General features: G+C 71.0%; 7 protein-coding genes. All 7 read left to right on the top strand.

Translation table 11 applies throughout. The features are described from left to right. The first annotated feature begins 144 nt into the window (after positions 1-144). The 7 genes from puhC (at position 145) to MKK68_RS16215 (ending at position 6,202) form a co-directional block, all read left to right on the top strand. Positions 145-618, top strand: a complete 474-nt coding sequence (gene puhC, locus MKK68_RS16185; RefSeq protein ID WP_244031389.1) for a photosynthetic complex assembly protein PuhC — start codon at positions 145-147, stop codon at positions 616-618. Continuing rightward, entirely contained in the window at positions 615-917 is a 303-nt protein-coding gene (locus tag MKK68_RS16190) for a hypothetical protein (protein ID WP_187273562.1), read from the top strand. The genes puhC and MKK68_RS16190 overlap by 4 nt, the downstream gene beginning before the upstream one ends. 20 nt (positions 918-937) lie before the next feature. After that, positions 938-1,990 carry a magnesium-protoporphyrin IX monomethyl ester (oxidative) cyclase gene (gene acsF / locus MKK68_RS16195; RefSeq protein WP_187274684.1) on the top strand — a complete coding sequence of 351 codons (1,053 nt, stop codon included), beginning with the start codon at positions 938-940 and terminating at the stop codon, positions 1,988-1,990. 10 nt (positions 1,991-2,000) lie between these two features. Continuing rightward, a complete protein-coding gene (gene puhE, locus MKK68_RS16200) occupies positions 2,001-2,864 on the top strand; it encodes a putative photosynthetic complex assembly protein PuhE (RefSeq protein WP_147841434.1) in 864 nt (287 codons plus the stop codon). A gap of 45 nt (positions 2,865-2,909) precedes the next feature. Next, on the top strand, positions 2,910-4,127 hold the full coding sequence (gene hemA, locus MKK68_RS16205) for a 5-aminolevulinate synthase (protein WP_147728026.1): 1,218 nt from the start codon (positions 2,910-2,912) through the stop codon (positions 4,125-4,127). Between the two features lie 318 nt (positions 4,128-4,445). Continuing rightward, on the top strand, positions 4,446-5,456 hold the full coding sequence (gene bchI, locus MKK68_RS16210; RefSeq protein WP_243933293.1) for a magnesium chelatase ATPase subunit I: 1,011 nt from the start codon (positions 4,446-4,448) through the stop codon (positions 5,454-5,456). Next, positions 5,453-6,202, top strand: coding sequence for a hypothetical protein (locus MKK68_RS16215; RefSeq protein ID WP_409567252.1), 750 nt, complete (start codon positions 5,453-5,455; stop codon positions 6,200-6,202). Before bchI ends, MKK68_RS16215 begins: the two co-directional genes overlap by 4 nt. Positions 6,203-6,327: the final 125 nt, after the last annotated feature.

Here is a 6,327-nt window from a genome sequence, read left to right on the forward strand (position 1 = left end):
GAAAAACCCGCCCGAAAAATCCAGAACGAGGATTGTCAAGCGTGCTTGACACCGGTTAACGTGAAGCCAAGGAAACGGCGACGCGGCTGGACACCGAGCGGTGCCGCCCCGACGACCGGTCCGGGCAGACGGTGAGGGAAGCCGATGGGTGAGGTGGCGGAGGGCGGGCCGATCCCGGCGCTCGCACTGATCGGAGCCGGGGCGCTCCTCGGCTTCACCATGCTGGCGGTGGTGGTCGGGCGCACCGAGCGGATCGGCCTCAGCGGAAACCCCGGCGGGAATCCCGTCGCCTCCGTCGCCCTGCGCGTGCTGGACCGCCCGGACGGGTCGATCCGGATCGAGGACGCCGCCGATGCGCGGCTGATCGAGACCATCGAGCCCGGCCAGGACAACTTCGTCCGCGCGACCCTGCGCAGCTTCGGCCAGTCCCGCCTGCGCGCCGGCCTGACCCCGGCCGAGCCGTTCCGCCTGACCCGCTACGACGACGGCTCGCTCGCCCTGATCGACGATACCACGGGGCGCAGCGTGAACATGGGCGCCTTCGGCCCGACCAACGCACTCGCCTTCGCCAAGCTCCTACCCGGCAACGCCCTTCCCGACGTGAGCGTCCCGCGATGATCGGATTCCTGAACGGCCGCCGCACGGTCGAGGTGCCCTGCACCGTCGAGATCGAGCAGACCCCCGAGAGCCTGCACGCCCATGTCAGCCTCGACGCCGACTTCGAGATCGAGCCCGGCGACGAGGTGCAGGTCCACGACGCGCCGACCTCGGTGCCCTACGGCGAGCGCCTCGTCGTCCGCCGCACCGCGACGGTGACGCGGGCCGGCCGGATCGAGCGGCTCTGGACCAAGCTCGCCGGCCATCTCGAGCTGACCGAGCTCTACGAAGTCAGCTTCAGCGAGAGGAGGAAGCTTTGAACGCTCCCGTCAGGCATCCGCTGCCCACCCGCCCGGTCAACGAATCGACCAAGTCCGCGCAGGAGACGACCTTCCTCAGCCCGCGCTTCTACACCACCGATTTCGCGGAGCTCGACCGCACGAACGTCGAGCCGGTCCGGGCCGAGTGGGACGTGCTGATCGAGGAGCTGCGCTCCGACCCGAACAAGCGCCACTTCACCCGCAACGCCGACTTCGACTGCGACCTGTCGCAGATGGAGCCCGAACTCCGGAAGGAGTTCCTCGACTTCCTGGTCTCGTCGATCACCGCCGAGTTCTCGGGCTGCGTCCTCTACGCCGAGATGCGCAAGCGCGCCAAGAACAAGGACATCAAGGAGCTGTTCGGCTTCATGAGCCGCGACGAGGCGCGCCACGCCGGCTTCATCAACGACACGCTGAAGGATTTCGGCATCGGCGTCGATCTCGGCTTCCTGACGAAGTCGAAGAAGTACACGTTCTTCCGCCCGAAGTTTATCTTCTACGCGACCTACCTGTCCGAGAAGATCGGCTACGCGCGCTACATCACCATCTTCCGCGAGCTGGAGAAGCACCCCGAGCGGCGCATCCACCCGATCTTCAAGTGGTTCGAGAAGTGGTGCAACGACGAGTTCCGCCACGGCGAGGCCTTCGCCCTGCTGATGCGCGCCAACCCGAAGCTGACGCAGGGGCTGAACCGCTACTGGATCAAGTTCTTCCTGCTGGCGGTGTTCGCGACGATGTACGTCCGCGACCATTGCCGGCCGGCCTTCCACGCCGCCCTCGGGGTCGACCCGTCCGAGTACGACTTCACGGTCTTCCGCATCACCTCCGAGATCTCGAAGCAGACCTTCCCGCTGACGCTCGACCTCGACAACCCGAAGTTCAAGCAGCGGCTCGACACCCTGCTCGACTGCTCGGTGAAGATCGCCGAGGCGCGGGCGCAGGGCGGCGTCGCCGGCACGCTGAAGCGCGGCGTGCAGGTGGCGCGGGCCGCGGTCACCTTCGGCAGGCTCTACCTGTTGCCGACCCTCGACAACGCGATGCCCGCCGACATCCGCCTCGAGCCGGTGTGGTAGCGGGCCGGCGATGTCGCCCTACGCCGTCCCGGCCCTCTATGCGGTGGCGATCTGGTGGTTCTCCACCGGGGTGATCATCCTGCTCGACCACCTGCCGCGCCGCACCTTCCCGTGGAGCATGGCCGCCGGCACCGCGGTGCTGCTGGCGGCGCTCTACGCGATCGGCACGAGCGCCGGCGATGTGACCGAGACGGGGGCCTACACCGCCTTCACCGGCGCGCTGCTGGTCTGGGGCTGGCAGGAGATGAGCTACTACATGGGCTTCGTCACCGGCCCGCGGCCGGAGGCCTGCCGGCCCGGCGCCCGCGGCGTCGAGAAGTTCCGGGCGGCGGTGGCGACGAGCCTGTGGCACGAATTCGCCATCGTTCTCGGCGCGCTGGCGATCCTGGCGCTCACCTGGAACACCCCGCAAAGATTGGCCCTGTGGACCTACTGCGTGCTGTGGGGGATGAACCTCAGCGCCCGGCTCAACCTGTTCCTCGGGGTGCGCAACCTCAACGCCGAGTTCCTGCCCGACCATCTGGCCTATCTCGGCTGCTACCTGACGAAGCGGCCGATGAACCTGCTGTTCCCGGTGTCGGTCAGCGTCGCCACCGTGATCGTCGTGCTGCTCGGCCAGGCGGCGCTCGCCGAGCCGATCACGCCGCACGCGATGGTCGGCTTCACCATCCTCACAACGCTGATGGGCCTGGCGACCCTCGAGCACTGGTTCCTGATGCTGCCGCTGCCCGCGGCCGCCCTCTGGAACTGGAGCCTCCCGCCGAAGGTCGCGGCGTCCGCCGCGGCCGTCCCGACAAAGGTGAAGCTCGCGGCCTCCGCCGCAGCCGGACCGACACAGGGGCCGGCCGAGCCGGCCCGGCGCGACGCGGCCTGACGCGGGAGAACCCGCGCGATCGAAACGAGGACGGGGAGACGAGCGATGGATTACGACGCGTTCTTCGGCGCCGAGCTTCAGAACCTGCACCGGGAGGGGCGCTACCGCGTCTTCACCGATCTCGAACGTCAGGCCGGGCGCTTCCCGCACGCGACCCATCACAGCCCCGAAGGCGAGAAGCCCGTCACGGTCTGGTGCTCGAACGACTATCTCGGGATGGGCCAGCACCCGGACGTGCTCGCCGCCATGCACGCGGCGCTCGACCGCTGCGGCGCGGGCGCGGGCGGCACCCGCAACATCTCCGGCACCAACCACTACCACGTGCTGCTGGAGCGCGAGCTCGCCGACCTCCACGGCAAGGAGGCGGCCCTGCTGTTCACCTCCGGCTACGTCTCGAACTGGGCGGCGCTCGGCACCCTCGGCGCCAAGCTGCCCGGCTGCGTCATCCTCTCGGATTCCGAGAACCACGCCTCGATGATCGAGGGCATCCGGGCGTCGCGCGCCGAGCGCCAGATCTTCCGCCACAACGACCCGGAGGACCTCGACCGCAAGCTGCGGATGATCGAGCCCGGCAGGCCGAAGCTCGTGGCCTTCGAATCGGTCTACTCGATGGACGGCGACATCGCGCCGATCGACGAGATCTGCGACGTGGCCGAGGCGCACGGCGCGCTCACCTACCTCGACGAGGTCCACGCGGTCGGCCTCTACGGCGCGCGCGGCGGCGGCATCTCGGAGCGGATGGGGCTGGCCCACCGCCTCGACGTGATCGAGGGCACGCTGGGCAAGGCCTTCGCGGTGCATGGCGGCTACATCACCGCGAGCGAGACGCTGTGCGACTTCGTCCGCAGCTTCGCCTCGGGCTTCATCTTCACCACCTCGCTGCCGCCGGCGGTGGCGGCGGGCGCGGCCGCCAGCATCCGCCACCTCAAGCGGAGCAACGTCGAGCGCGCACGGCACCAGGAGCGGGTGCAGCGGGTGCGCGAGCGCCTGGACGCCGCCGGCATCCCCACCCTGCCCAACGACAGCCACATCGTCCCGGTGATGGTCTGCGATCCGGTGCTGTGCAAGGCGATCTCCGACACCCTGCTCGACGAGTTCGGCATCTACGTGCAGCCGATCAACTACCCGACCGTCGCCCGCGGCACCGAGCGCCTGCGCATCACCCCGTCGCCCCTGCACACGGACGCCGACATCGACCACCTCGTCGGGGCGCTGGCCGCGATCTGGGGGCGGATCGGGCTGGAGCGGGTGGCGGCGGAGTAGGGGACACGCCGCCGACAATCCGTGCGGCGAGTTTCGCTCGCGTCCTCGGGCCCTACCGAATTCCGACGCCTCTGCGTGACGGCGCCGGATGGTGCGTCCGAAGCACTGCGGGGCCCCCTCTTCCATGGGGAGAGGGGACCCGCGCCTGACCCTGCATAGCGTGCGGCCCTGACGAGTCGCATCGGAAGAAGGGAACTGACCGTGCGTTTCGAAGGCCAGGGTGCCATTCTCGATCGCGCCGATCGCGCCGATCGCGCCGCACCTCCCCAGCCACGGATCGGCGTGACAACATCTTCGCAATCGCGAGTGCCCCCGCGCGTGACCACCTTCCCCTTCACCGCCATCGTCGCCCAGGACGAGATGCGTCGGGCGCTGCTGATCGCGGCGGTCGATCCGTCGGTGGGGGGCGTGCTGGTGTTCGGGGATCGCGGCACCGGCAAGTCCACCGCGATCCGGGCGCTGGCCGGTCTGCTGCCGCGGATGCGCGCGGTCGTCGGCTGCCCCTATGCCTGCGATCCGGCCGCACCCGCCGAATCGTGCCCGCATTGCCGTGGCCAGGCGGAGCGCAAGAGCGCGCTCGTGCCGGTGCCGGTGGTCGACCTGCCGCTCGGAGCCACCGAGGACCGGGTGGTCGGCGCGCTGGACCTGCAGCGGGCGCTGGCGCTCGGCGAGAAGGCGTTCGAGCCTGGGCTGCTGGCGCGGGCCAACCGCGGCTTCCTATACATCGACGAGGTCAACCTGCTGGAGGACCACCTCGTCGACCTGCTGCTCGACGTGGCGGCCTCCGGGGTCAACACCGTCGAGCGCGAGGGCCTGTCGATCCGCCACCCGGCGCGCTTCGTGCTCGTCGGCTCCGGCAACCCGGAGGAGGGCGAGCTGCGGCCGCAGCTCCTCGACCGGTTCGGCCTCGCCGTCGAGGTGGCGACGCCCACCGACATCGCGACCCGCATCGACGTGGTCCGCCGCCGCGACGCCTACGAGCGCGATCCGGAAGCGTTCTGCGCCACCTACGCCAAGGCCGAGCGGGCGCAGGCCAAGCAGATCACGCTCGCCCGCGAACGGCTGAGTGCCGTGACGATCCCCGACGCGGTGCTGGAGGCCTGCGCGAGGCTCTGCGTGGCGCTCGGCACCGACGGCCTGCGCGGCGAGCTCACCCTGATGCGCACCGCCCGCGCGCTGGCGGCGCTCGACGGCGCGGACGACGTGACGATCGACCATGTCCGCCGGATCGCGCCGGCGGCGCTGCGCCATCGCCTGCGCCGCAATCCGCTCGACGAGGCCGGCTCCACCGCCCGCGTGGCGCGGGCGGTCGCCGACGTGCTGGCGTGACGCTCGCGCCCGGCGAGGGCCGCTGGGCCGAGGCGCTCCGCGCCGCTTCGCTGCTGGCGGCCGATCCGCAGGCCTGCGTCGGCATCCGCCTGCGCGCCGGTACGGGCCCGGTCCGCGAGGCGTGGCTGCGGCACCTGACGGACCGCCTCGCGCCCGGCACCCCCGTCCGGCGCTGCCCGCCCGGCATCGGCGACGACCGCCTGCTCGGCGGCCTCGACCTCGCCGCGACCCTGTCGGCCGGCCGGCCGATGGCCCAGGCGGGCCTCCTGGCCGAGGCCGACGGCGGCCTCGTCGTCGTGCCGATGGCCGAGCGCCTGTCGCTCGGCACGGCGGCTCGTCTCGCCGCGGCGCTCGACACCGGCACGATCACGGTCGCGCGGGACGGTTTCTGCGAGACGCGGCCCGCCCGCTTCGGCCTGGTGCTGCTCGACGAGGGGCTCGACGACGAGGCGCCGCCGAGCGCGCTCACCGAGCGCCTCGCCTTCGACGTGGATCTGCGCGCCTTCGGACTGCGGGAGATCGAGGATGCTTCGCCCGGGCATGACGCGGCGGACCTTCGGGGGTTGCGACGGGCGCGTTCCGCAGAACGCCATTCTTCTGGAACGGCTTTCGCATCCGCCCACCCCGAACGGCGATCGCAGGAACCGCTTTTCCCTCCCGCCTCTGCGGGGGAGGGTGGCCCGCGAAGCGGGTCGGGAGAGGGGCGCGACGCTTCCGGACAGCGCGCTCCCCTCTCCCGACCCTAGCTCACGCCAGGCGCACCCGCCCCCGCACCCCAGTCGGGCCTGCCCGCCTTGGCCACAAAGGCTCGGTGACTGGGGCCAGGACGTCGGACGGGTGAGGGAGGGTGGGGGCGCGGTGCCTTGCGTCG

The sequence above is a fragment of the Methylobacterium sp. E-016 genome, from assembly GCF_022829745.1.
In the GTDB taxonomy this organism is placed as follows: domain Bacteria; phylum Pseudomonadota; class Alphaproteobacteria; order Rhizobiales; family Beijerinckiaceae; genus Methylobacterium.

Bases quoted from the DNA above. Each gene is read 5' to 3' on its own strand.
- puhE (WP_147841434.1), top strand. From the start codon at position 2,001: ATGTCGCCCTACGCCGTCCCGGCCCTCTATGCGGTGGCGATCTGGTGG.
- puhC (WP_244031389.1), top strand. From the start codon at position 145: ATGGGTGAGGTGGCGGAGGGCGGGCCGATCCCGGCGCTCGCACTGATC.
- hemA (WP_147728026.1), top strand. From the start codon at position 2,910: ATGGATTACGACGCGTTCTTCGGCGCCGAGCTTCAGAACCTGCACCGG.
- MKK68_RS16190 (WP_187273562.1), top strand. From the start codon at position 615: ATGATCGGATTCCTGAACGGCCGCCGCACGGTCGAGGTGCCCTGCACC.